This window comes from uncultured Nonlabens sp. (assembly GCF_947495285.1).
In the GTDB taxonomy this organism is placed as follows: domain Bacteria; phylum Bacteroidota; class Bacteroidia; order Flavobacteriales; family Flavobacteriaceae; genus Nonlabens.
The window spans coordinates 1-25,686 of the sequence record NZ_CANLXZ010000008.1 but is presented as its reverse complement, the minus strand read 5'-3'; the positions used below and the strand labels follow the sequence as shown (position 1 = coordinate 25,686).

Genomic DNA, 25,686 nt, shown 5'->3' with positions numbered 1-25,686 from the left:
TTTAGATAATACCTAAAGATTCCAGATAAATTTGGAACATTTACCCTTCCAAGAATCTAGCTTTTTTCTAGCCAAATTTTCTGGAAAATCAATCTGGTCAACTATATTGATCTTGAATAAGAGTCTATTAAACTAACTTTTACAAATCAAATTTAATCCCTTGAGCAAGAGGCAATTCTGTAGTATAGTTAATTGTATTGGTCTGTCTTCTCATGTAGACTTTCCATGCGTCAGATCCTGACTCGCGTCCACCACCGGTATCTTTTTCACCACCGAAGGCTCCACCTATCTCAGCACCACTAGTACCTATGTTTACGTTTGCGATACCACAATCAGAACCTCTTTGAGAAAGGAAGTGTTCTGCCTCTCTTAAATTATTAGTCATGATAGCACTAGAAAGTCCTTGTGCTACACCATTTTGAAATTCCAGTGCATTTTCTACATCACCAGAATATTTTAATAAGTATAAAACTGGAGCAAATGTCTCGTGTTGTACGATTTGCATATCGTTAGTAGCCTCTGCAATAGCAGGTTTTACATAACAACCGCTTTCATAACCAGCACCAGAAAGTACGCCACCTTCTACAAGTATTTTACCACCTTGCTTTACCACTTGCTCTAGAGCATTGTTATAACCAGCAACTGCGTCTTTATCGATAATAGGACCTACGTGATTATTTTCATCTAGTGGATTCCCTATTTTAAGCTGTCCATAAGCAGCAACTACTGCGTCTTTTACTTTATCATACATAGATTCATGAATGATTAAACGACGTGTAGAAGTACAACGTTGTCCTGCAGTACCTACAGCACCAAAAACAGCACCTATAACTGTCATTTTCACGTCAGCATCTGGAGTAACTATTATTGCATTATTACCACCTAATTCTAATAATGATTTACCTAAACGTTCTCCTACTTTACTAGCTACTATTCTACCCATGCGAGTAGAACCTGTTGCACTAATAAGTGGTACACGCTTATCTGTAGTCATCATTTCTCCTACTTTGTAATCTCCGTTTACGAGGCATGAAATTCCTTCTGGTAGGTTGTTATTTTTAAGAACAGTTGCGATAATATTCTGACAGGCAACACCACAAAGAGGTGTTTTTTCACTAGGTTTCCATATGCAGACATCTCCACATATCCATGCAAGAGCTGTGTTCCATGCCCAAACCGCCACTGGAAAGTTAAATGCACTAATAATACCTACTACTCCTAGTGGGTGGTACTGCTCATACATTCTATGTCCTGGTCGCTCAGAGTGCATCGTTAAACCGTGCAACTGACGAGAAAGACCTACTGCAAAATCACAGATGTCTATCATTTCTTGTACTTCTCCGAGACCTTCTTGATAAGATTTACCCATTTCATAAGAAACAAGTTTACCTAGAGGTTCTTTTAATCTTCTTAATTCTTCACCGAACTGGCGTACGATCTCACCACGTAAGGGAGCAGGCTTCATTCTCCAGTCTTTAAAAGCGGCTTGGGCACTGGCCACTACTTTTTCATAATCTTCTTGAGTTGTAGCAGTTACTTTACCTATTACAGCGCCATCCACAGGAGATGAAGAAGTGATAGTAGCTCCATTACCAAAGTGATCGTTACCAGTAGACGTACCGTGATTTAATTCTTTGAGAACCAATTGCTCTAGAGCAACATCCATCCCAAAATCTTTTGCAAGTGTTGACATTGTATAGTTTTGGTTTAGTCCAGCTTATCAGCCAGTTTTTTAAATACCTTTTTAGGGTTTTTATTATCGTATAAGATGCTGTAAACGGCATCTAGGATAGGAGTTTTGGCCCTTTTTTCTTCATTAATTTTAAAAGCACTATTAGTAGCATAATAACCCTCGGCCACCATACTCATTTCCATTTGTGCGCTTCTAACTGTATAACCTTTACCTAGCATATTACCGAATAAGCGATTGCGCGAGAAACCAGAATAACCAGTTACTAGTAAGTCACCTAGGTAGGCACTGTCATTAATATTACGTTTCATCTTATGTACTTTCTTGATAAAACGTTTCATCTCACGTATGGCATTACTCATCAACACGCTCTGAAAATTATCTCCATACCCTAGACCGTGAGCTATTCCTGCCGCGATAGCATAGATATTTTTGAGCATTGCAGCATATTCTGTACCTATTATATCGTCACTTATTTTACATTTAATGTAGTCGCTTTCTATTCTGTCAGCAAGAAATTTTGCCTTTGCTTCGTCAGCACATGCGATAGTTAAATAAGAAAGTCTCTCTAGAGCAACTTCTTCTGCATGACATGGCCCTGTAAGAACACCTATGTTATCAAATTCTATATTGTAATGCTCATGAAAATGTTCTCCTACTATAAGTCCAGTTTCTGGAACAATTCCTTTAATGGCACTAAAGATGATTTTATCTTGGAGAGGCACCGTTAGATTTTCTAATTCTTTATATACAAAGGCACTAGGCACTGCAAAAATGCAAAGGTCTGCCTGGCTTATAATTTCATTAATGTCGCTAGAAAGATGCAATTGATCTACCTTAAACTCTACAGAGCTTAAATAGTTAGGGTTATGATCATTGCGTTTTATGTGCTCGATAGCATAATCGCTACGCATGTACCAGTAAACGGTATCGAGGTTTTCGCAAAGCATTTTTACTATGGCTGTCGCCCAGCTACCACCACCTATTACAGCAATTTTTTTGGTCTGATCCATATCATTTATTTGGACATCAAAGATACCATTTTTTTAAGGCAATAAAATTATCAATATCGTTTACAAACAGTACGATAACAAGGAAATAATTCACCTCTCAGACTTTGTGCTTTTTACAAAAAGACTTGCACAGTGACTTTTGATTTCTTTAATCTTATTATTTATAATTCCTATTTATGAGGTTTACGCTTTCGCGGAAGCGAGAACAATTCCCTTCTACTCTTTTATAGCTGGCACCGTGTCTTCTACATGCTCAACTATCCAGTTAAGACAGGCCTCATAATCTTTAAAAACATGTTCCTTACCTATTAAATCAGGAATTATATCTATGGTTTCTAATCTGTACAAAGGCTGCTCTTGCACTGAGACTAGCAATGGCTGAATTCCTTTTTGAATAAGATTTTGTAATACATCTTCAAATGCAAATAGTCCTGACTGATCTATGAAGGGCACTTTTTTCATACGTATAATCGCATGGGTAGCATATTCTGGAACATCTCTAGACATAGATTGAAAATCACGAGTATATCCAAAAAACATAGGTCCAAAAAGTTCTTTAATAAAAATCTCTTCTCTAAGTTTAACTGGTATGCGAGAATAGTCTGCGTGATCCAGATTCTTAATATCGGACAGTTTTTTAATAGCAGATTTATTATTATTAGAATCTCCCATTTTTTTCATGAAAATTAAACTAGCTATCACTAACCCAATTCCTACTGCGTAAACTAGATCCCAAAAAACGGTGAGGACCAAAACAACAAACATAACGACTATATCACTTTTAGGAATAGACTTTAATACTTTAAGTCCTTTATAATCCATAACACCTATACCTACGGTTATTAGTATACCTGCAAGTACAGCACTAGGAATATTTTCGGCAAGACCACCTAGAGCAACTACTATAACAAGTAACATCACTGCAGCTACCATACCTGACAGTCTAGTCTTACCTCCAGAGTTAATGTTTACTACGGTACGTATGGTTGCTCCTGCGCCCGGTATACCGCCAAAGAAGGCTGCAATACTGTTCCCTATTCCCTGACCTATAAGTTCTTTATTAGGATTGTGCCTAGTTTTAGTCATATTATCTGCGACTACACTGGTAAGTAGAGAATCTATAGCACCTAGAAAAGCTAGTGTGAGAGCGGTGAAAATATAGGGCGCAACGGTACCTAGATCAAATTCTGTTATTATAGCAAAATTAGGTCTAGGTAAATCTGTGGGTATTTCTCCTATTGTACGTACTTCTACACCTATAAAATACACGGCGATAGACACGCTCAATAAGGCAACCAGTGTAGAAGGAATGGTACTAGTAATGCGTTTAAAGCCAAAGATTATAAATATGGTCAATGAGGTAAGCCCTAATTCTAACCAGTTGATATTTTTAATGGCGGTAGGTAATGTTTTTAAGGTGCCTAGAACTCCAATGCTATCTTTTTTTGCTTGTATTTTAGATTCTGCCAGAATTTGATCTGGAGTGATTTCTTTTGCCTTTTCTACCGTGGCTTCTAGGTTTTCTATAACGAGTAGTTTACCGTCTACTTGATCTTTAATTATGTTTTTTAATACTACTTCTCTTGCTACTGGGTTGTACTTTTCTAAAAACTGATCATCCTCTGCAGGGTAGTAACCTATGGCTGGTAAAATTTGTGTGATAAGAATAATCACACCTATTCCTGTCATGAATCCAGAAACTACTGGATAAGGTATGTATTTAATGTATTTACCTAGTTTTAAAATCCCTAGAGAGACTTGCAAGATACCGGCCATAATAAATACAGCTAGAATAGCTGGTAAAGCATTTGCGAGTTCACCTTCATAGACTTGAACTATTCCAGCAATGACTACCATACTAACAGCAGTCATAGGTGCAGTAGGCCCAGAAATTTGTGTACTCGTACCACCGAATAGTGATGCAAAAAAACCAATAAAAATAGCGCCGTACAGTCCTGCAACTGCGCCCATTCCTGACTGCACACCAAAGGCAAGCGCCAGTGGTAATGCTACTACTCCTGCAGTTAAACCACCGAGTAAATCTCCTTTAAAGTGTTTAAACATATCTCTACTTTATTAAAATATACATATCAAATTGCTACAAGCAATGGATTAAAGTTACTGCAATAAATGTAAGATAGGAAAAGGTGTTTAAAGATTAGTAGAAGATTAAATTTTATAATTTTTTAATCTTATCGAGAGGCATCCATCCTTTATTACCATTAGACAAAGAAACTAGTGCCCAATTGTTAAACTCTTCTTGCACTTTTACCTTAGTACCTTCATGTAGGGTAAAACTCTCGATAGCCGTTTCTTTAGGTTCTTCTCTCACGATAAACTCTGCGGTGTATACTATCGCATACTGTTCTTTATTCAAATGATCTTTAGAATAAAAAGCCGCATAAATAGCTAATGCAGAAAATAGAATACCTACAAACATAAAAATAAAAAAAAGTCTTTTTTTACCAGCCGTTTGTGCATAGAAATAAAATACAGCCATCAAAACGGTAAACAGAACTAATAGAATGCTAAAGTAAGCCCACTCATCTACACTTAAAGAAGCAACATATTTCTCTAGGTTAGATCCTATACTAACTGCTTGAGTATCTTCTACAGCATCAATTTTCATCTGGTTAGCAAAGTTGAGATTATTCTTTATATCTTGATTTTCTGGATCTAACTGAAGTGCTTTTTCAAAGTTATAAACCGCAGGTCCTACAGCATTAATTTTATAATAAGCATTTGCTAGATTAAAATAAACCTCAGCACTGTGCTTACCTGTTTTAAGTATTTGCTCGTAACCTGCAATAGCAAGGTCAAAATTTTCTGCTGTGTACGCCTCGTTTGCTTTTGTAAACGCAGCTGCTTCAAAAGACTCTTGTGAATTACCTATAAAAACAAAAAGCAGCAACAATATGGATAACGTCTTCTTCATCTTACTTCTTTAATTGTTTATCTATATCATTTAATACTCTACCAGCTTTTTCATAATCCTCTTTCATACTGGCCTCAGAAGATGGTGTGTAACGAGCAAATTCACAACTAGCTAGCAACTCACTAAATTCCTTTCTAGTCGTCAGACTAGCATTTCTTTGATCTAACAACTCATCTACCTTATCCTTAGACATATCTGCCGTTTGAATACGAAGTTTAGATTTCAAATAATTATGTAAAGATTTTTCTAGCGAAATGTAAAATAACTCGTGGTTACCTAAGTTTTTCTTTGCTGTACTAAGATATTTCTTGCTCAACTTATTTGCGGTTCTTATGCGATTACCATCCACGTCTGCACTGCGTTTTTCTACTTGCCCGCGGTACAACAGCACGACAGGTAAGATCAATAATAAGCCTGCTAGAATAGACCAATAGGTAGTCGTGTTAAAGAAATAGCTTTTTGTCTTATCTATTAATCGTGTATCTGTTTTAATGAATGCAAATGGCACGTTGCTTTTAATCAAATTTTTAGATTCACTCTCACTAGCAACAGCAGTATCATTACTTGCTGTAGTAGGTGCATCACCATCTACTATTAATAATATCTCACCACTAGACTTAGTAATATACTGTTCTTTTTTAGGATCAAAATAAGAGAATTCTACCGGTGGTATAACATATTTACCACCATACTGAGGTACTACGGTATAAGAATCTTTAATACTACCGCGCATACCATAAATATTTGTACTCACCTTATTAATGCGCTCAGGATCATATACCTCTAGACTTTGTGGCGCTTTCAACTTAGGCAGCTGCATTAATTTTAAATTTCCAGATCCAGAAACGCCTACTGCTGCAGTAAGACTTTCTCCAGCATCTAGTTGTGCCCTATCGGTTTCTACCTTAAAATCAAATGCACCGACTGCGCCTGTAAAACTCGCTGGCCTACCTATAGCCGGCAAGTTTTTAACAGTAATAGCTCTTTTTCCAGCACTTACCGTTCTACTTACTGTTGTTGTATAGGGTCTGCCAAAAAAGTCTCTTCTGCTCGTAGGTATTTGTACCTTAACATCTAGTGTTAATGGTTCTATCTCTAATTTACCTGTTTTTTGAGGATATAAAACAGCTTCTCGTAATATTAAGTATCTATATGGCTGTCCTTGATAGGTTCCATTCTTTACCTGTCTATTGCGGTTATCTATATTTTGCGACCAGAAATCGGCATACTTAGGACTATCTAGCTCATTCCAGCCAGTAACCCCAGTCTCATTAGAAACATAAAGTTTATACACTACTCTTATGGCTTCATTAAGATAAGGATTAGCATCTGACACTTCGGCAACTAGATGTATGCTATCTTCTACACTTATAGATTGATCATCTGGACTCTTAGGTTGTGCTACAGCGCCAGTAACATTAATAACCTGAGGTATCGTTTTATACTCATTACCGTCATAAGTCATCGTGCCTTGTTGTATGGTTAACTTACCAGTTTTAGTAGGTTTTAAAACATACGTATAGGACTTTGTCATACTGCTTTTACCATTTATCCAACTTTGAGAAACCGCCTGACTAGGACCAGCAACTACCTTAAATCCCGCAAAATTAGGTGGTGTAAAATTATCACCATCTACATTCATTTTAAATTCAATGCGCAACCTTTCATTAACCGCAATTCTAGTGCGACTAGCATTTGCAGTAAAATCCACCTGACCTAGGGTCAAAAAGCTGCTCAAAAGAAATAGTATATAAATCAAATGTTTCATTACCAATCCTTTTCTGATTTTTTAGCTGGCCCTTGAGCCTTCTTTGCATTTACTTTATCCCTAATTTTTTGCTCCTCATTATTCATCGCCTCCAGTATTTGACTAATTTGTTGTGGCGTCATTTTACCTTCTACACGTTGCGGTGCTTTTTGATCTTGTTTTTTAGGCTCACCATCACCGTCTTTTCCGTCGTTAGGTTTACCGTCTTTATCCTTATCTCCTTCTCCATCACCTTTCTTATCGTCGCCTTCTTTCTCGTTTTCCTTGCCGTCGTTTTTACCGTCAGAGTTTTTATCCTTATCTCCTTCTTTGTTATCCTGGTCGTCGCTCTCGCTGTCGTCCTTTTTATCGTTTTCATCGTCGCCACCGCCACCGCCGCCGCCTTGTTTCTCTTCCTCTTTTTTGGCTAGCGCTAGATTGTAACGTGTTTCTTCATCAGTAGGGTCATTTCTAAGTGCCTTTTTATATACCTCAACTGCTTTTTTGTACTCCTTATTTTCTAGTAATAAGTTGCCTTGATTGTGATAAATTCTATGCTTTTCTTCTTTAGTAGTAGCAGCCTCTGCAGCAGCGATGTAATTATTAGACGCGTTGTATTTTTTTGTATGATCGTAATAAAGATTCCCTAAATTATAAGCAGCATCTGTCGCTTTAGGGTTAACGGCCTTAGCTTTTTTATATGCTGCTTCAGCAAGGTTAAAGTTTCCTTTTTTTGCATATTCTTGCGCTTTGGCAATCGCGTTTTCATAAACTGGATCTATAGATGGTTTTTCTTGCGCTTTCGCGAAAGCGTAACCACCCAAAAACACTAATACTACTATTATCTGTTTGATCATTATCTTACTCATTGAAAAAGTTTAATTTTTTGAGCCATCTTGTTTTCTTCTCTAAATAAAATATATCTAAAAATAAGAAGAACAATCCAAATCCTAAAAACCACTGAAATTGGGATTCAAAGTCTGAATATTGTTGTGAATCAAAGGCCACCTTATCTATACCTGAGAGCTGTCCTTTTAACTCTTCAATTACTGTTGCAGTAACTGTACCGTCTATATAGGTACCATTACCAGCGCTCGCTATTTCTTTAAGGGTTTGTGAATTTAACTTAGTAATTACCGTTTTACCGTCTCTATCTTTTTTAAATTCTCTAACGATACCATTCACTTTTATAGGTATGGTACCACCTTTTTCTGTACCTACACCTATGGTAATGATGCGTATTCCTTTTTCTGCAGCAGCCTCTGCAACGGCAGCGCTATCACCTTCATGATCTTCTCCATCGCTTATGATTACTAATATTTTTGCTGCTTCTGTCTGGTCGCCGTAATAACTCTCAGCCAGTTGTATGGCTTCATTAATAGCCGTTCCCTGACTGGATACTAAATCGGTATTAAGTGATTGAAGAAATAATCGTGCACTACCGTAGTCTGTTGTTATAGGTAGTTGGGGCACGGCACTACCAGCATATGCTATTAGTCCTATACGGTCACTAGCTAGGTTATTAATAATTTCGGTAACGAGTCTTTGTGATTTTTCTAATCTACTGGGCGCGATATCCTCGGCCAGCATGGATTTTGAAACATCTACCGCAAAAACTATATCTACACCTTCTCGGTTTACTGTTTCTAGTTTTTCACCAGCTTTTAGATTTACTAGTGCGAGTATTAAAAAGGTTATACCCATACACACAGTTACTAATTTTAATACAGGTTTAAACCAAGATCTATCTGGGATTAAATGACCCAGCATCTTTTTTGTGGCATATTTTTTTTGTGCGCGATATCTCCAGAAAGAAAGTCCTATAAATAGAACCACTAATACTGGGATAAGACACAAAAGCCAGAAATATATTTTTTCTTCTAGTATATACACTTGTTCGTATTTATTAGTCGCCGTTATTCTCTTTTTTAATGAGTGGCAGAATTTTTATTTTAAAGTTTCTATTGATTAAACGGACACTTATTTTTAAATCAACCTAGAGTTGCAATCAATTAAGCTGCCGTTTTAAAAATGGTATATCTCAATAGCATTTCAACACCTATTAACATCAATGCTAGTAAAACTAGGTCGCGGTATTTTTCTTCTACATTGTAGAATTCAAATTGTTCGATTTCTGTTTTTTCTAGCTTATCAATTTCGGCATAGATTTCTTTCAACTTTTTATTATTTGTTGCTCTGAAATACTTACCTCCAGTATCTGCAGCAATTTGCTTCATTAACTCTTCATCGATTTCTACTGGTGCCATTTTAAATTGAAATCTACCATTAGGTAATTGTGCATATGGTGATGGCGCGTTACCGTTAGTACCTATTCCTATGGTGTACACTTTAATGTCAAATTCTACAGCCAGCTCACTTGCTATTTTAGGGTCTAAAAAACCACTATTGTTAACACCATCAGTCATTAAAATAATCACTTTACTTAATGCTTCACTTTCTTTAAGTCGGTTCACTGCAGTAGCCAGCCCCATACCTATAGCAGTACCATTTTCTAGAACACCGTCAAATTTAATATCCTTTATCGCCTTAAGTGATATAGTTTTATCTGTAGTAATAGGTGTTTTAGTGTAGCTTTCTCCTGCATAAACCACGACTCCTATACGGTCACTAGGTCTACCATTAATAAAATTTGCTGCAACTGCTTTTGTTGCTTCTAGTCTATCTGGTTTTAAATCTTGTGCCAGCATACTTGCACTTACATCTACCGCAAGAACTATATCTATTCCATTTGTAGTTTTAGTCTTTGTGGTAACGTCTGTAGTTTGTGGTCTTGCTAGCGCCACAATAATTAAGACTAATGCAAGTAAACGCAATAAAAACAATACAGGTCTTAGTTTACCTAATAAAGATCCTCCTGGTAGAAAACCTTTAATGGTAGACACTTTAACTTGTGCATTTTGTCTTTTAAAAGTCCAGATGTAAAAACCTATCGCTAGTGGTAACAGTAGCAATAACCAAAACATTTCTGGTGAGGCAAATTTGATATTTGTAAACCAGTTCATTATTCCTTTTCTTTCTTTTTACCATCGTCAAAGGATGGGAACGTAATTGAACTTCTAACTCTTTCTCTCAATATTCTACCGTACTCACGATCACGGTTCTCTTCATTATCTTTTAAGTTACTAATGATAATTTGATCTATACCTACTTTATTTGCCATCATAAGAATCTCATATTCATAATCCTTATTATCTAGTTTATAAGTACCCTCTAGAGATACACCTTTTACACCATTTATCTCTACCTCATCTTCTAGCATGAGAATAGCTGTAGCACCTAGTCCATCAAGAACTTTGGTCATGTTATCTCGCACTACGGCAGGTGGCAACTGGTCATCTTCTTTAAAACCATCTCCTTTTAATGTAAATGTGATTACACCTATATAAAAGTCGTCAGAGATTTCACCTGTTGCAAACTGGTCTATGGATGTAGACATCAATTTAAATTGATCTCCTAATGCAGTCGTGTCCTGACGTACTAAAATATCTGGCGAATTCAATTGAACAGGCGGCATACCGTAATCGCTAGTTAGCCAGGTTTGCTCTGTAAGATCGCGTTGTGCGTTACCGAATACCTTATCTTTTACATTATCAAAACCTATAACATAGCTCCATATTCCCATGGCAATAACCAGTGTAAGAATACCTATACCGACACCTATCAATATATTGCGAGTACGTTTTTTAATTTCTTGTTTACGTCTATAACGCGCATCCTGCATCAGCTCTTCTTCTGTAGGTGGTGGCAGTACTTGATGGATATTATTGATAATTTCCATGGTGCGCTTCCTGTCTTCTTTGGCACTTATTGCATCACCACTAGCAGTTGCAAACTTTACCAAATCGGCTTTTTGAAGAATTTCTTCTAATCGAGATTGTGTTTTATCTGTAATATGCATGCCTTTTTCTGACATGGCTATTTTCAATTCTTTTATTAGCTGTCCTGTTGTACTTTCTAGTGTATGACCATAAACTTTAGAGTCTATATACCTTCTTATAATATAAGTAAGCTCTGTATAATATTCTTTCCACTGGCGGTTATCTAAGTAATAGCCTTCGTCTAATAATTTTAAACGATACTTAGTCCACTCATAAGGTTGTAACGTCTCTTCATAGGTTTTTTCTTCTCGTTTGCGCGTAAGCAAAACAACAGCAATAATAACTGGTATTAAAAGTAACAACCACCACATCCATCCATAAGATGCTATAGATTTATCTTCTATATCTACATAACCCTTGATAGGGAACATACCTTGCTTAGTAGTATCTACTTCTACCTCACGCACACTTATAAGTATAGAGTCTGATTTTAAGCGGCGGTCATTTTTAAGAATTTCTAATCTAGGCACCCAGTAATCACCAGAATCAAATTGGGTTACACCATACTGTTTAAAGAGTCTAATTTTATCTGCTATTCTTAGGCTATCTACAGGATAACTTTGTAACACCTCTAGTGCACCCATGGTTTGCTGCTCTGGAAATATGATTAAATCTCCCAGATCTGCATCGACGCTTATGCCCAGTTTTACTTCTTCACCTATTTTAATAAGGTCACGATCTACAGTTGTAGCTACCTCAGCTTTATCCTGAGTCTGGGCTGTAGTTATGGCAACGCATAATAAAAATAATATGTATACTAGTTTTTTAATCATCGTGCTTTAAAGTATCCTAATAGTTTCTTTGTGTAATTCTCTCTAGTTTCTAGATCTATTGCGCCTGCGTCAGACCTAGTAAATGCTTCTTTAAAATAGGCAGCGCTCTCTTTATGATAAGCTGCATATTTATTACGTACCGATTTAGAGCTGGTATTAATCAATTGTGATTGCCCTGTTTCCTGATCATTAAACTGGACTAGACCCATTTTAGGCATGACCGTCTCACGCTCATCATAAACTCTAATTCCTGTGACGTCGTGTTTGCGACCTGCTATTTGTAATGTCTTTTTATAATCGGTACTCATAAAATCTGACATCACAAAAACGATAGCTTTTTTCTTAAGCACACCTGCTAGAAATTTTAAAGCCCCTGCTATATCTGTGGCCTTACCTTTAGGTTGAAACTCTAATAACTCACGTATAATTCTAAGAATATGAAATTTCCCCTTCTTAGGTGGTATGAACAATTCTACCTGATCAGAAAATAGAAGCAAACCTACCTTATCATTATTCTGCATCGCACTAAAAGCTAGTGTCGCACACAATTCTGTAATAATCTCTTTTTTGATTTGCTCTTGTGTACCAAAAAGTGTCGACCCACTTATGTCTGCAACCAGCATAAGAGTAAGCTCGCGCTCTTCTTCAAATACTTTTATGTAGGGCTCACTATAACGAGCAGTTACATTCCAGTCTATATTACGTACGTCATCACCGAACTGGTACTGTCGCACCTCACTAAAAGTCATTCCACGACCTTTAAAAGCACTATGATACTCGCCACCAAATACTGCGTCGCTTAAACGACGAGTCTTGATCTCGATTTTACGTACTTTTTTAAGAAGTTCTTGTGTATTCATACAGCGTGTACTCTATATAAGTTAATTGAAATTGATTATTCTTATCAGTATCAATAGGACTATGGCACCTCGATCGTGTTCACGATCTTGTTTACTATATCTTCAGTTGTGTAGTTCTCAGCTTCGGCCTCATAAGTAATACCTATTCTGTGACGCAATACGTCTAATACTACCGCACGTACATCTTCTGGTACTACATAACCACGTCGTTTTATAAATGCATAACACTTTGCAGCTTTGGCAAGGTTAATAGATCCACGAGGTGATGCCCCAAAAGAGATCAACGGTTTCAAGTCTGCTAGATTATATTTTTCTGGATAACGAGTCGCAAATATGATGTCTAGAATATACTTCTCGATCTTCTCGTCCATATATACGATTTCTACCGCATCCTGAGCACGTAAAATTTGCTCTACAGACACTACCGCGTTAGGCTCTGTAAAATCTTTTTTCAAATTTGCTCGCATGATGTACTGCTCGTCTGCGATAGTTGGGTAATCTATTACCGTCTTTAACATAAAACGGTCCATTTGCGCTTCTGGTAATGGATAAGTACCTTCTTGATCTACTGGGTTTTGAGTTGCCATTACTAAGAATGGTTTCTGTAATTTAAAAGTCTCATCACCTATAGTAACCTGCTTCTCCTGCATGGCTTCTAGTAGAGCACTTTGCACCTTTGCTGGCGCACGGTTTATCTCATCTGCAAGGACAAAGTTTGCAAAAATAGGTCCTTTCTTGATGTTAAATTCACCATCCTTCATGTTATATATAAGCGTCCCCACAACATCTGCCGGTAATAAATCTGGTGTAAACTGTATTCTTGAAAAAGAGCCACTTACCGCCTTAGAAAGTGTAGTAATAGCAAGAGTCTTTGCTAGTCCAGGTACACCTTCTAATAAAATATGCCCGCGACCTAAAAGACCTATAAGCAGTCGCTCTATCATGTATTGTTGACCTACAATTACCTTATTCATTTCATTAACAAGTAATTCTACGAACTGGCTTTCTTGTGCTACCTTTTCATTGATACTCGCAATATCTATTTGAGTGCTTTGTTGATCCATAAAAGTATTTATTTAATCTTTTTAATTACAAAAATGTCCAAACATTAAATTTTGAACTGTTTAAAAGCTGTTAAAATTAGCCCTACGTCTGTGACTACCAAATTTAAAGAAGGTCTCTGGGATAAACCTCACATAAGTATGTTTTTATGTTATCGATTGTTAACGTTACCGCTTTCGCGAAAGCGAGACCAAAATAAACATCTCGCTAGCGCCTTTTCCCTACTTTTGTACAAAGATCTTGATATGAAAACTGCTTTAATTACTGGCGCAACTAGTGGAATAGGACTAGCAACAGCGCAAACTCTAGCCGATAATAATTATGCTCTTGTACTTTGCGGGCGTAATAAAGAAAGGCTGACCCAATTAAAAGAAGAGCTTTCTCAACTCGTTCCTGTAGAGACTTTATGCTTTGATGTAAGAGATAAAGAAAAAGTAGAAGAACAAATTAACAGTCTTAAAGAATTTCCTTTTAATGAGATTAATATCTTAATAAATAATGCAGGTAACGCTCATGGACTAGACCCTATTGATAAAGGTAGTCTAGAAGATTGGGACGCTATGATGGATATAAATGTAAAAGGATTGCTTTATGTAAGCCATACGATTATACCCAAAATGCGAGAGCGTAAAAACGGACATATCATTAACATAGGTTCTACCGCTGGTAAAGAGGTCTATCCTAACGGTAACGTATATTGTGGCTCTAAGCATGCTGTAGATGCTATCACTACAGGTATGCGACTGGATTTAAACCCATATAACATAAGAGTAGGTGCTGTAAATCCAGGACTGGTAGAGACTAATTTTAGTCAGGTGCGATTTAAGGGAGATAAAGAGCGTGCAGATAAAGTGTATCAAGGTTACATGGCTTTACAACCACAGGACGTGGCAGATGTGATTCTATTTGCCGTAACGCGACCACCACATGTTAACATTGCAGACTTAACCGTGATGTGTACCGCACAAGCTAGTAGTACGGTATTAAAGAAAAACTAGAAACACCATTTTTATCAAAGCTTTTTAAAATAAACAAATATGAAAAAACTAATTCTCATACTGAGTATTTTATTTCTTGCGTCGTGCACGCAAGAGGTAGAACCGACTATAGAAAACATGAATTCTATTTTTGAAAGCAAAGATTTTACTATCGAGTATCATCTTACCGATGCAAGGATAGAGTCCATGAGTTTTATTGAAGATATTTTAGTTTATAAAGCAAATGATAGTGTGGTAAGAAAAACCATCTCCTTTAATGACGCGTTACTAATTAACCAACTTATCCAGGATAAATTTAAACAACACGACAGCAATAATAAGGAAACTCCTTCTATAATTGTATTAAATACAGCAAAGAAGGTAACTTTGAAAATCCCTAATTACGAGGTGGACTACCTCAATTTAATTAACAAATTAGACCTATAGATATGTTACCATTAAGAAGAAACAGAAGATTAAGAACTAGCCCAGCAGTAAGATCTTTAGTACAACAAACGTTGATCTCACCTAATGATTTTATAGTACCATTATTTGTAGTAGAAGGAAATGGCATCAAAGAAGAAATAGCCTCTATGCCAGACTATTACCGATACAGTCTAGATCTTTTAAAGAAAGAAGTTCAATTACTATGGGATATGGGATTAAAAAGTGTCTTACTCTTTGTTAAAGTACCAGATCATTTAAAAGACAACAAAGGGACTGAGGCTATTAATAAAGATGGACTGATGCAACGAGCGATTAAAACCGTTAAGGATATTGCGCCAGACATGTATGTAATGACAGATGTAGCTCTGGACCCTTTTTCTAGTTTTGGTCATGATGGAATAGTAGAAAATAAGAAAATTCTTAATGACGCCACTTGCGAGGTACTTGCTCAAATGAGTATTTCTCATGCACAAGCTGGTGCAGATATGCTCGCACCTAGCGACATGATGGACGGTCGTATTCTTTACATAAGAGAAGCACTAGAAGAAGAAGGATTTACAGATACTGGAATTATGAGCTACTCTGCAAAGTATGCTAGTGCTTTTTACGGTCCTTTTAGAGACGCACTGGATAGCGCACCAGGGTTTGGAGATAAAAAAACCTATCAAATGGATCCTGCAAATCGTAATGAAGCCATAAAAGAAACTTTAATGGATATCGATGAAGGAGCAGATATCGTTATGGTAAAACCAGGATTATGCTACCTAGACATAGTTAGAGACATTAAAAACGAAGTAGATGTTCCTGTAAGCGTGTATCAAGTCAGTGGAGAATATTCCATGCTTAAAGCTGCTGCAGAAAAAGGATGGTTAAATCATGATGCCGTAATGATGGAACAAACTATCGCTATTAAAAGAGCTGGAGCAGATTTAATAGCTAGTTATTTTGCAAAAGATGTAGTGAAGTTGATTTCTTAAATAAGAACAAATTTTATCCCCTAAAGATAGAATTAATTCTAAGCTTAGGGGATTTTCTGTAAAACCATCTATTACCATCTGTTTTAGAACTTTTATAAACCCATGCCCAAAGATTCTTATACCGTAGAAGAAGCGACTCGTTCCATAGAGCGATACTGTGCCTATCAAGAGCGCTGTCATAAAGATGTGGAAGATAAATTAAAAAGCATGGGTATTATTCAACTAGCAATTGATGAAATCATACCTCACTTGATCCATCACAAATTCTTGAATGAAACGCGTTATGCCGAGGCTTTTGCGAGGGGAAAATTCCGTATAAAACAATGGGGAAGAGTGCGTATAGTTCGCGAGCTTAAAATGAAAGGCCTTAATGAACGTACTATAAAGATAGGACTCAAAGAGATATCTGATGTCGATTATGAGATTGCTTTGGATACGCTTTCGCGAAAGCGGTTACAACAAATAACTACGGAGAGTGATAAATATAAAAAGCGTAAAAAACTTGCCGATTACCTGCTCTATAGAGGTTGGGAAAGCCACCTAGTTTATGCAAAAGCTGTAGAGCTTATTCCTTGATATTTAGATTTTCGTGGGTTCTAATTATCGCTTTTTCATTTTTATAATCTATCCACTCCTGTCCTTTACGTTTGCGCATAAAGTTATCATAATGACGCATAAACAATAAGTTATAAAGCGCTTTAATTAAATTTTTAATCTTTCTAGGGTAAGAACGCAAACTTATAGAAAATCCTGGCGTTAGGTAATGCATGTAATGCCAGTACCCCTCGGGCATGTATAACATCTCGCCATGATTAAGCTCACATACAAAACCTTGTGCCTGTTTTAAAGCGGGCCATTTTTCAAAATCTGGATTTGAGAAATCTATATCTTCTCTAGCAATTAAAGAATGTGGTACTCTATATAAATAAGGCGATTGATCTGGAGGAAAAATCACACATCTCTTTTTACCATGGAAATGGAAGTGAAGGATGTTAGTGAAGTCTATATCAAAATGCATAAAAACCTTAGAGTCCGTACCACCGAAGAACATCATCGGTAAACCCTTGATCAATCGCATTCCTAGTTTAGGGAATTTAAAATCTGTCTGAAGTGCTGGCACCTCACTCATAATATTATAGAGGAAGATTCTGAAATTAGTAGGTTTCTTTTTAAGAAGATCTACATATTCAGACATCTTCATCTCTGCATGTGCCTGGTTAAAACCCTCGTCATGTTTTACTGGACGATCGTCATAAAGAGGTACGGTTTTATCTCCAGCAACTTGCTTTATATAATCTAGATTCCATTTTTTATAAGCGGGCCAGTCTTGAGTTAATTTTTCAATAACTACAGGGCACTGTGGCTTGAGATAATTTTTTATAAAATCATCTTTACTTATCGTGGAAACACGCGGTATTTGTTTAAGGTTGAGTGGCATAAATAGCGTACAAACTTAAGTGATGAAATAAAGAAAGTGTAATTAGTTAACTATGCTTTAACGGCTTTACCAGCTTGTTTAGCCTCTTCATTACGCTCGATCTTGTGACCTGGACGAGACCATTTAGGCTTTTCACCTTGATCCTTATATTCAGAATATTGTGCTTCTACCGTTTCTGGTTGTGCCTTTTTCACAAATGGTTTCATAGGCTCTAGTCCTAATAATTCAAACATTTTCATGTCTTCATTCACATCTGGATTAGGTGTGGTAAGTAATTTATCACCTGCAAATATAGAATTAGCTCCTGCAAAGAAACACATCGCCTGTCCTTCTCTAGACATGTCTGTTCTACCAGCACTTAATCTTACCTGTGTTTGTGGCATTACTATACGCGTAGTTGCTACCATACGTATCATTTCCCAAATAGAAACAGGTTGTTGCTCCTCAAGCGGTGTACCTTCTACGGCAACAAGTGCGTTAATAGGTGTACTTTCTGGTTGCGGACTTAAACTAGCTAGTGCAACTAACATACCTGCACGATCTTCTATGTTTTCTCCCATACCTATAATACCACCACTACATACGGTAACATTAGTTTTACGTACGTTATCTATAGTATCTAGTCTATCTTGGTAACCACGAGTAGAAATTACTTCTTTATAATATTCTTCAGAACTATCTAGGTTGTGATTATAAGCATATAATCCAGCCTCTGCTAGACGGTGTGCCTGGTTTTCAGTGATCATACCTAGAGTACAACACACCTCCATATCTAATTTATTAATAGTACGTACCATTTCTAACACTTGGTCAAATTCTGGTCCGTCTTTTACATTTCTCCATGCTGCACCCATACATACACGAGAACTACCACTGGATTTTGCTCTTAAAGCCTGTGCTTTTACTTGCTGCACAGACATTAAATCATTTCCCTCTACATCGGTATGATAACGAGCTGCTTGTGGACAGTACCCACAATCTTCTGGACAACCGCCAGTTTTAATAGAAAGAAGCGTAGAAACTTGTACCTGATTAGGATTGTGAAATTCTCTATGAATAGTCGCCGCATCATATAACAAATTCATAATCGGTCTGTTATAAACTTCTAGTATTTCTTCTTTAGTCCAGTCGTGTCTCATAATCGTGTTCTAGGTTAAAAAGGTAAAAATAAGGTTTCCTTAAGTAATAGCTACAATGAATTAATAGTAAAGAAAATGACTTATTATTATATGATTAGCTTTTAATTCAAGTATTATTTTTCTATCAGTAAACTTACTGCATTACCACCGAAGCCAGTCGCGTTGATCAAAATGCGTTTAGGAATTCTAACATCTCCACGCGGATTCACAAATGAACTTTCTAAAAACGGAACAGTAAACATACTCTTTGATTGCAACATTTCTATTCCCATAGCTAGATTAAGCGCACTACTTGCACCTAGCGCATGACCTAATTGCCATTTATTATTACATAAATGCGGATGTTGATCTCCAAAAACGCTCTTAATCGCAGCAAACTCTGCTTTATCTCCTTTTATAGTTCCAGGTGCATGAGTGATAATTGCATCTACATCTTCTAGATTCATGTGCCGTGTTGCCTGCCTCATTGATTCTTGAAGACAGTTTCCACTAGCGGTTACAGATGTTGCACTAGCTAGCTTTTCTATCGCACTACCATAACCTGTTATTTTTGCTACACTGTTATTATCTTCTTTAGAAAGTAAAAACACAGCAGCTGCTTCTCCTAGAATCATGGAGTTTTGTGTCTTATCCAGATCGAGTGCTTTACATGGATACTGATCGGTATCTCGTGAGTATATGCGTAAAGCTTGCATTTGACTCACTGTAAACGGCGTTAATGGTGCTTCACTACCACCAGCTATAAAGCTAGTTGCCATACCACTTTCTAACCATGCCATAGCATTAAGTATCGCATGAGATGCCGTTGCGCAGGTAATACTATGTGAAAAAGCAGTTCCTTTAAGACCTAGATCTTGTGCTACCCAACTCGATATATTACCTAGTGTAGTTAATGGAGATGTTGCTGTTGGTACAGTCCCGCTATTGCAAAAGCGAGAATAAAACTCTTCCCATAAACCAGTTGCACCACGACTAGAACCTATATTAATGCACGTTTGTGATGGAACATTTTTTAAAGATCTAGCAGATAATAAAGCCAGTTGCACACTACGGTCTAGAGATTTATAATTTTCATTTCCTTTTAAAAACGCATTTAACTGAGTTTCTTTTTTGCTAGAAATAGGACCTACCCAAGCACCATCTTTTTTATTAAAAAAGCTAGATTCTTGTTGATCTTTAAAAGAGTCTATCGCAGCTACCATCGCTGCATCGTTAATGTATATAGGGTTTTTCACATGCTTATTTACGACTGCAAAAATCGTGAAAAGAACTTAGATTAAGAATCTATTAATAAGTTCTTTTATATCGTTTCAATACAGATTGTTAGATACTCAGATTAACTAATCTGATCTAAAAACTCTTCTAATAACTTATAAATAAAGTCCAACTCTCCTGCTGTAGTAGTAAAAGGAGGCACGATATAAATAGTTTTACCTAGCGGTCTCAAGAACAAACCACGCTGCCAAAACCAATGAAATATCTCATTGCGTTTATTACCATAGCGTTCCATTTCTATAGCAAGATCTATAGCTAGTATGACACCTTTAGTTCTAACTGCGGCCACATTATAATGTGATTCAATTTTTGCTTTAAATTCTATGTTAGAAATCTCTATATTTTTTGCACCTGCTTGAATGTCCTCAGAGATTAATAAATCTATCGCAGCTGCAGCGACTGCACAACCTAGTGGATTGCCAGAATAGGTATGTCCGTGAAATAATCCTTTGGCAAGATTATCATCATAAAAGGCATCGTATATATTTTGTGTACAAGAGGTAATTGCCATAGGCATGATACCACCAGTAAGCGCCTTTGATAAACAGATAACATCTGGTTTTGCATCTATCTGATCACTAGCAAAATAAGTCCCTGTTTTACCAAAACCTGTCATCACCTCGTCTGCCACGGCGATAACCCCATGTTGTTGAAATTTTCTAATCACTTGGGACAGCGCAGCAGCATCGTTAAGTTGCATAGCGGCAGCTCCTTGAACTAGCGGCTCATAAATAAAACTAGAAATTTCATATTCTTCTACAAGAGAATCTACTAATTCTAAAACTTGGGTAAGATTCTCATTTGTTGGAGCAGGAATACGCACCACATCTATAAAAAATTCTTCAAATGGCCCATTATAGACTGATAAACCACTAGCACTCATGGCACCAAAGGTATCTCCATGAAAACCATTTTCTAAGGCAACTACCATATTGCGTTTCTCACCTTTATTAAAGTGATACTGAAAAGCCATTTTAAGACCTATCTCTACACTAGTAGAACCATTCTCAGAGAAGAACAGTTTTTGCTGGTTATCTGGCAAGATACCGATCAGTTTCTTACCTAAAGTAGCAACGGGCTCATGGGTCATACCTGCAAAAACCACATGATGCAACTGATCTATTTGTTTCTTAATCGCACCAGTAAGAACAGGATTAGTATGTCCATAACTACAGGTGTACCAGCTAGAAATACCGTCAAAGTATTTATTACCATCAAAATCATACAGATAATTACCCTTTGCATGAGCAATCGCAAGAGGCTCACTAGCCGTTTTATGCTGCGTCAGTGGATGCCAGATAAAATCGGCATCATTTTTTATGATATCCTTTTTGATCATAATGCTGTTAAAGCTTTTTGAAATTTTAAAGCATACTTCTCAACCACCGTCGCGTTTATTTCTTCTTCTCTAGATATATGACCTAAAGTATGAAGTCCAGTCATTTTTTCAATTACCTCAATTGTGCCGTCTAGATCAACATGGTTGTATATAACGCCTACACAATTGAGTCCTTTTGCTTTTAAAAGTGCCGCACTTAACAACGTATGATTGATACTACCTAAATAACCAGAGCTAACTAAAATCACTTTATCCTCTGGCATGATAAGGTCTACAATGGTATCCTTATCATTTAAAGGAACTAATAGACCGCCCGCACCTTCTATAACCAAAGTATTTTCAGTATCAGGACGTATTACTTTATCTAGATCGATAGTAACACCATCTATTTGAGCAGCCTGGTGTGGACTCATAGGCGTCACTAATCTGTAAGATTCTGGATGTATGGTAGTTATATTATTTGATAACAAGGTAGAGATAGTCGCTTTATCTGTTTCTTCTAGACCACTTTGAATCGGTTTCCAATAATCTGCCCTAAGTGATTCTGTAACTATAGCAGCGACTACTGTCTTACCTACATCTGTACCTATACCGGTAATAAATATTTTACTCATTTAAGTCAAATTTTGTGTAACAACTCTTACATTGATAATTGTAAGAATTAGAAAAAGGAAAAATGTTTAAAAAAACAGCTTTCATTTTATCTGCAAAGGTAGGTGCCGTTTCAATATCTCGTATTTCTCTAGCGTCTGTTTTTCCACAATTAGGACATTTTATATATTCTACACGATATTTTAATAAATCAGGATTAGATCGTTCTAGAATACCCATTGCTTTTATAAAATCCTCTTTATACACCAGCATTTTAACACCACCTATAGCGTTAGTAGCAAATGGATCTGTTGCAACGGTAAACTCGTCTTTTAAGAAAACCTCTACTTGTTCACTTTCTAGCTTCCCTTTTACCACGACAGCCTCTGCTGGATAAGCAAATACGGCTATAATTTTAAATTTACTCATAAATCTTTAACAGTTTTGGCAAGTAATTGTAGCATGCCACTCATTTGTTCTTCTGTATTAAAGCTATGAATACATATACGCAGTCGTTCTTCTCCCTTATTAACAGTAGGTGACAGTATCGCCCTTACATCATATCCACTTTCTTGAAGCGTGAATGCGGCTTTTTTAACCAGCTCGTTATTAGGTAGGATACAAATTTGGATGGCTGTCTCGCTTTCGCGAAAGCGTAATCTCAATCCAGCTTGCAACACCAGTTTATTGAACAACGCAATGTTACTAGCTAATCGAGAGATGGCATCTTCACTGCGACTCAAAGTAAGGTACCCATTTAAAATGCACTGCAATGAATGCTCTGGCAATGCTGTGGTATAAATAAAACTGCGAGCATAATTAATGAGATACTCTTTAAGATCTTCACTACCTAGAACGGCTGCCCCATGACAGCCTAAACCTTTACCAAAGGTCATAACGCGTGCAAAGACATCGTTCTCTAAATCTAGAGATTGTGCTAGTCCAGCACCTTTATTACCTAGAACACCCAGGGCATGAGCCTCGTCTAGAATTAAATGTACGTTATCAAACCTGCTCACTAAATCTATCAATTTTTTAAGATCTGGCATGTCGCCATCCATAGAGAACACAGATTCTGTGATCACATAAACCTGTCTTCCCTCTGACTCGCTAAATTTTGATAGCAAAATTTCTAGATGTTTTAAATCATTATGACGGTATTTAAGAGATTTAGCTTGAGATAACTGTATTCCATCGCGTATACTGGCATGAACTAGCTGGTCAAAAAGTATCAAATCTGCTCGATCTGTAAGGGCAGGTATGAGACCTATGTTTGCGTCATAACCTGAATTAAATAATAAGGCTGCTGGTGCATTATGAAACTGTGCAATTTGCTCTTCTATCTGGTTATGTAAATCACTATGTCCAGAAATAAGCCTACTGCCAGTAGCGCCATTAGATTGCACTTTATGTGACACATGTATCTTAGAAAAACCTAGATAATCATTTGAAGAGAAATCTATAAGATGATCGTTTACAGTAAGTTTACGCAAACTCCCTGAGAAGTAACGCATACCTAAAAGAGTCTGTAATTTTTCTGGAAGCATGATGCAAAAATAAGTGTTTTAGTATTCGGTTATTTGTTGTTCTCAAAAAATACAAGTTACCATTACGTCAAAATAAAAGCCATTTTTTGTTAAAAAAGCAAAACAGGTAGAGGATAAGCTCGTCACAGCCGATGGAGCAAACAAAAGGGTTTTATGGTTGAGAAAACTAATTAAAGATCAAACTTCACCTTAACACACCTCAATCAATTAAACATCACATATGAAGCTATTTAACTAATTTTATTATCTTTTTTCGATAATTTATTATTGTTAATCAATAATAATGTAATAAGTTTGTTATCGAAAAACAATAATTATTATGAAACTAAGAAAAACTCTAAAAATCGTGCTGTACAGTTTAACCGGTTTTTTTCTACTAGCCATTTCTCAAATCATTCAAAAAGCAGAGTATTATAAAATTCAAAACGACTTAACCATATAAATTATGAAAAACAAAAGATACTTTAACCGATTCACTACCGGATTTACTTTGCTTATAATTATTGGTCTTATTATTATGTTTGTTTCCAAAATATCCAAACAAATTCTGGTTAGTTATGATTTAATCATCTTAGAAAATACAAATCAAAAAAAAACTCTTTTGAATATATTTATTGGTGAAATAGAACCGGATAAACCTTTAGCTGAAACTATTCTACAAACGATTTTTACAATTCTAGTAATATACTCTATCATTTGCTTTTACAGATTTATGATTGGGTCAAATAAAGGAATGTTATTTTCTAGTTATTCTTTTCGGCTATGGAGGCAAATTGCTATCATATATCTCGTTATTAGCATTATAATTTTGTTATTAAACCTGTCAGGACTAACTAAGTTAGCGTTTGTTATTATATATGGTTTGATAAGTGCTATTGCTTATTCCTTTAGCAAAATATTTAAAGACGTCAACCTGCTTAAACAAGAAAACGACCTAACCATATAACTTATGCCCATATACATAAACCTAGACATCGTTCTAGCGCAAAAAGGAATGAAAAGTAACGAGCTGGCAGACATAGTAGGGATTACTACTGCAAATCTTTCCATACTTAAAACAGGTAAAGCAAAGGCTGTACGGTTCTCAACTCTTGAGGCTATTTGTGAAGCACTAGAATGTCAGCCTGGAGATATACTAGAATACAGAAAATAACTCTAAAAGAACTATTTACCTGCTCATCCAATTGTATTTTCTCTTAAAGCTAAGTCTCTACAAATTAAAATCTATTGATAAACAGATAAAAGTTTTTAAACGATAGTGTTATATTAGCATATCTTAAAACCTAACAATGATGAAAAAAGTTCTTTTTATTCTCGCTCTTATCCTAGCAGGAACAGCAAGTGCTCAAGATTTAACTAGAGACATGACTATTGCTCTTAAAAATGATAGTCCTACAGATCTTAAAGGTCTTGTAACTGAATCTAATAAAGATAATTGTTTGCGAGCTGGCAAAAGACAATCCACATTATTACAACTAGCCGTACAAATGAATAGCGGCGACGTTATTTCTTACTTATTAGATGACGCAAAAGTAAACGTAAACCAAACATGTGGAGACAACACTCCATTAATGTGGGCTGCAAAGATGGGACGTGATAATACAGTATCTCTTTTACTAGCAGCTGGCGCTGATAAATCTATTAAAGTAGATGGTAAATCTGCATTAGATCTAGCTACAAAAAACGGTAATGAAGCTACCATTAAATTATTACAGTAATTTATTATAACAACATACCTCGTTCTTAGTATCGAGGGAATTTATATAAAACCTGCAAAGCCTACTTTGCAGGTTTTTTGTTGCATTAAAAATTAAAATTACCGTCGGTTTCTAAAAACACAATCAGCAACAGTTTTAAAATTGATAGAAGTAATCTAGAGCCGTTAAACTGGTCAAACCTATAATACCAATATAGTTATATAATGTCATTTATTTTTTGTATATTTATGTATGGGAAGAACAGCATATTTAGATATCA

The 25,686-nt window shown here is 36.3% G+C and carries 26 protein-coding genes; 8 read left to right on the top strand and 18 right to left on the bottom strand.

Annotation, left to right across the window (positions count from 1 at the left end; translation table 11 throughout):
• Positions 1–139: 139 nt before the first annotated feature.
• The 11 genes from Q0838_RS04660 to Q0838_RS04610 form a co-directional block, all read right to left on the bottom strand.
• Entirely contained in the window at positions 140–1,693 is a 1,554-nt protein-coding gene (locus Q0838_RS04660; RefSeq protein ID WP_298951902.1) for an aldehyde dehydrogenase family protein, read from the bottom strand.
• Positions 1,694–1,707: 14 nt separating this feature from the next.
• The gene (locus tag Q0838_RS04655; protein WP_298951901.1) at positions 1,708–2,703 is read right to left on the bottom strand and encodes an NAD(P)H-dependent glycerol-3-phosphate dehydrogenase; all 996 of its coding nucleotides are present in this window, start codon (positions 2,701–2,703) and stop codon (positions 1,708–1,710) included.
• A gap of 216 nt (positions 2,704–2,919) precedes the next feature.
• Positions 2,920–4,767, bottom strand: coding sequence for a SulP family inorganic anion transporter (locus tag Q0838_RS04650; RefSeq protein ID WP_298951900.1), 1,848 nt, complete (start codon positions 4,765–4,767; stop codon positions 2,920–2,922).
• A 112-nt stretch (positions 4,768–4,879) separates the two neighbouring features.
• Positions 4,880–5,638 (bottom strand): tetratricopeptide repeat protein, encoded by a 759-nt coding sequence (locus Q0838_RS04645; protein WP_298951899.1) that lies wholly within the window; start codon positions 5,636–5,638, stop codon positions 4,880–4,882.
• A gap of 1 nt (position 5,639) precedes the next feature.
• Positions 5,640–7,406 carry a BatD family protein gene (locus Q0838_RS04640; protein WP_298951898.1) on the bottom strand — a complete coding sequence of 589 codons (1,767 nt, stop codon included), beginning with the start codon at positions 7,404–7,406 and terminating at the stop codon, positions 5,640–5,642.
• Positions 7,406–8,254, bottom strand: coding sequence for a tetratricopeptide repeat protein (locus tag Q0838_RS04635; protein WP_298951897.1), 849 nt, complete (start codon positions 8,252–8,254; stop codon positions 7,406–7,408). The genes Q0838_RS04640 and Q0838_RS04635 overlap by 1 nt, the downstream gene beginning before the upstream one ends.
• Complete coding sequence (locus Q0838_RS04630) at positions 8,247–9,278, bottom strand: VWA domain-containing protein (RefSeq protein ID WP_298951896.1); 1,032 nt, start codon at positions 9,276–9,278, stop codon at positions 8,247–8,249. Before Q0838_RS04630 ends, Q0838_RS04635 begins: the two co-directional genes overlap by 8 nt.
• Positions 9,279–9,397: 119 nt before the next feature.
• Positions 9,398–10,408 carry a VWA domain-containing protein gene (locus Q0838_RS04625; RefSeq protein WP_298951895.1) on the bottom strand — a complete coding sequence of 337 codons (1,011 nt, stop codon included), beginning with the start codon at positions 10,406–10,408 and terminating at the stop codon, positions 9,398–9,400.
• Positions 10,408–12,057, bottom strand: coding sequence for a hypothetical protein (locus tag Q0838_RS04620; RefSeq protein ID WP_298951894.1), 1,650 nt, complete (start codon positions 12,055–12,057; stop codon positions 10,408–10,410). The genes Q0838_RS04625 and Q0838_RS04620 overlap by 1 nt, the downstream gene beginning before the upstream one ends.
• On the bottom strand, positions 12,054–12,917 hold the full coding sequence (locus Q0838_RS04615) for a DUF58 domain-containing protein (protein ID WP_298951893.1): 864 nt from the start codon (positions 12,915–12,917) through the stop codon (positions 12,054–12,056). The genes Q0838_RS04620 and Q0838_RS04615 overlap by 4 nt, the downstream gene beginning before the upstream one ends.
• 59 nt (positions 12,918–12,976) lie before the next feature.
• Positions 12,977–13,981: a MoxR family ATPase gene (locus Q0838_RS04610; protein WP_298951892.1), complete on the bottom strand. Its 1,005-nt coding sequence runs from the start codon at positions 13,979–13,981 to the stop codon at positions 12,977–12,979.
• A gap of 243 nt (positions 13,982–14,224) precedes the next feature.
• Between Q0838_RS04610 and Q0838_RS04605 the strand changes: the two genes are divergently transcribed.
• The 4 genes from Q0838_RS04605 to Q0838_RS04590 all read left to right on the top strand — a co-directional run bounded on the left by Q0838_RS04605 (position 14,225) and on the right by Q0838_RS04590 (position 16,956).
• Entirely contained in the window at positions 14,225–14,977 is a 753-nt protein-coding gene (locus Q0838_RS04605) for an SDR family NAD(P)-dependent oxidoreductase (RefSeq protein WP_298952030.1), read from the top strand.
• 39 nt (positions 14,978–15,016) lie between these two features.
• Entirely contained in the window at positions 15,017–15,403 is a 387-nt protein-coding gene (locus Q0838_RS04600; RefSeq protein WP_298951891.1) for a hypothetical protein, read from the top strand.
• A gap of 2 nt (positions 15,404–15,405) precedes the next feature.
• Positions 15,406–16,380 (top strand): porphobilinogen synthase, encoded by a 975-nt coding sequence (hemB, locus tag Q0838_RS04595; RefSeq protein WP_298951890.1) that lies wholly within the window; start codon positions 15,406–15,408, stop codon positions 16,378–16,380.
• Positions 16,381–16,482: 102 nt separating this feature from the next.
• Complete coding sequence (locus tag Q0838_RS04590; protein ID WP_298951889.1) at positions 16,483–16,956, top strand: regulatory protein RecX; 474 nt, start codon at positions 16,483–16,485, stop codon at positions 16,954–16,956.
• Here the strand turns inward: Q0838_RS04590 and Q0838_RS04585 are convergent.
• The 7 genes from Q0838_RS04585 to Q0838_RS04555 all read right to left on the bottom strand — a co-directional run bounded on the left by Q0838_RS04585 (position 16,946) and on the right by Q0838_RS04555 (position 23,709).
• Entirely contained in the window at positions 16,946–17,818 is an 873-nt protein-coding gene (locus Q0838_RS04585; RefSeq protein WP_298951888.1) for a cupin-like domain-containing protein, read from the bottom strand. The genes Q0838_RS04590 and Q0838_RS04585 overlap by 11 nt on opposite strands.
• Positions 17,819–17,868: 50 nt before the next feature.
• On the bottom strand, positions 17,869–18,957 hold the full coding sequence (gene bioB, locus Q0838_RS04580; protein WP_104514023.1) for a biotin synthase BioB: 1,089 nt from the start codon (positions 18,955–18,957) through the stop codon (positions 17,869–17,871).
• A 113-nt stretch (positions 18,958–19,070) separates the two neighbouring features.
• On the bottom strand, positions 19,071–20,192 hold the full coding sequence (locus tag Q0838_RS04575) for a beta-ketoacyl synthase N-terminal-like domain-containing protein (RefSeq protein ID WP_298951886.1): 1,122 nt from the start codon (positions 20,190–20,192) through the stop codon (positions 19,071–19,073).
• 101 nt (positions 20,193–20,293) lie between these two features.
• Positions 20,294–21,571, bottom strand: a complete 1,278-nt coding sequence (bioA, locus tag Q0838_RS04570) for an adenosylmethionine--8-amino-7-oxononanoate transaminase (protein WP_298951884.1) — start codon at positions 21,569–21,571, stop codon at positions 20,294–20,296.
• Positions 21,568–22,185: a dethiobiotin synthase gene (bioD, locus tag Q0838_RS04565; RefSeq protein WP_298951882.1), complete on the bottom strand. Its 618-nt coding sequence runs from the start codon at positions 22,183–22,185 to the stop codon at positions 21,568–21,570. The genes bioA and bioD overlap by 4 nt, the downstream gene beginning before the upstream one ends.
• Positions 22,178–22,591 (bottom strand): hypothetical protein, encoded by a 414-nt coding sequence (locus Q0838_RS04560; protein ID WP_298951880.1) that lies wholly within the window; start codon positions 22,589–22,591, stop codon positions 22,178–22,180. Before Q0838_RS04560 ends, bioD begins: the two co-directional genes overlap by 8 nt.
• Positions 22,588–23,709: a pyridoxal phosphate-dependent aminotransferase family protein gene (locus Q0838_RS04555; RefSeq protein WP_298951878.1), complete on the bottom strand. Its 1,122-nt coding sequence runs from the start codon at positions 23,707–23,709 to the stop codon at positions 22,588–22,590. The genes Q0838_RS04560 and Q0838_RS04555 overlap by 4 nt, the downstream gene beginning before the upstream one ends.
• Positions 23,710–24,028: 319 nt before the next feature.
• Here Q0838_RS04555 and Q0838_RS04550 point away from each other — a divergent pair, with 319 nt between their 5' ends.
• The 4 genes from Q0838_RS04550 (at position 24,029) to Q0838_RS04535 (ending at position 25,427) form a co-directional block, all read left to right on the top strand.
• Entirely contained in the window at positions 24,029–24,151 is a 123-nt protein-coding gene (locus Q0838_RS04550; RefSeq protein ID WP_298951876.1) for a hypothetical protein, read from the top strand.
• A 3-nt stretch (positions 24,152–24,154) separates the two neighbouring features.
• Positions 24,155–24,655 carry a hypothetical protein gene (locus tag Q0838_RS04545; RefSeq protein WP_298951874.1) on the top strand — a complete coding sequence of 167 codons (501 nt, stop codon included), beginning with the start codon at positions 24,155–24,157 and terminating at the stop codon, positions 24,653–24,655.
• Between the two features lie 3 nt (positions 24,656–24,658).
• Positions 24,659–24,862 (top strand): helix-turn-helix transcriptional regulator, encoded by a 204-nt coding sequence (locus Q0838_RS04540; RefSeq protein WP_298951872.1) that lies wholly within the window; start codon positions 24,659–24,661, stop codon positions 24,860–24,862.
• A 139-nt stretch (positions 24,863–25,001) separates the two neighbouring features.
• On the top strand, positions 25,002–25,427 hold the full coding sequence (locus Q0838_RS04535) for an ankyrin repeat domain-containing protein (RefSeq protein ID WP_298951870.1): 426 nt from the start codon (positions 25,002–25,004) through the stop codon (positions 25,425–25,427).
• The last annotated feature ends 259 nt before the right edge of the window (positions 25,428–25,686 follow it).